The following is a 490-nucleotide window of genomic DNA, read 5'->3' as shown; positions in this document are numbered from 1 at the left end:
CGCGGCTTGTAGACGCCCATCTCCTCGGCGCTGATGACGACCTCGAACGGGGCCTTGAGGTTCTCCGCGAGGCGCACGGCGTGCGCGGTGTCGCTGTTCGTGATGATGACCAGCGGGACCTCTTCGGCCAGGCGGTTCAGTGCCTCGGTGACACCCGGGTACGGGCCCCAGGTGGGGATGCGGTCGTACACCGCCCGCGCCTCGTCCTCGCGGTACTCGAGACCGACCTTGTGCAGAGCGCGTTCCATGGAACGGGCGACGACCTGGTGGAACGGCTGGTAAGCGCCCGTGCACTCGTCGATCCGGTACGCCTTGCAGATCTGCAGGAAGTCATCGGCGACCTCGGCCGGCAGCCGGTCGCCCAGGACCTCGCGCATCGTGTCGTTGATGCTGAACTTGATCAGCGTTCCGTTCATGTCGAACGTCACGAACTTGGGCTTGACGTCGAATCCCACTGGTCCTCCTAGTGCTTCAGCGGAGCGGCCTATGC

At 65.3% G+C, this 490-nt stretch carries 1 protein-coding gene; it reads right to left on the bottom strand.

Annotation, left to right across the window (positions count from 1 at the left end; all coding sequences use genetic code 11):
• On the bottom strand, positions 1-455 hold a 455-nt coding region (locus tag IE97_RS0137845; protein WP_030252217.1), incomplete at its 3' end, for an HAD family hydrolase.
• Positions 456-490 lie beyond the last annotated feature (35 nt).

It is taken from the genome of Streptomyces sp. NRRL S-455, assembly GCF_000717875.1.
In the GTDB taxonomy this organism is placed as follows: Bacteria; Actinomycetota; Actinomycetes; order Streptomycetales; family Streptomycetaceae; genus Streptomyces.
Note: the sequence above shows the minus strand (reverse complement) of the source record. Positions and strands in the feature narration are given on the sequence as shown.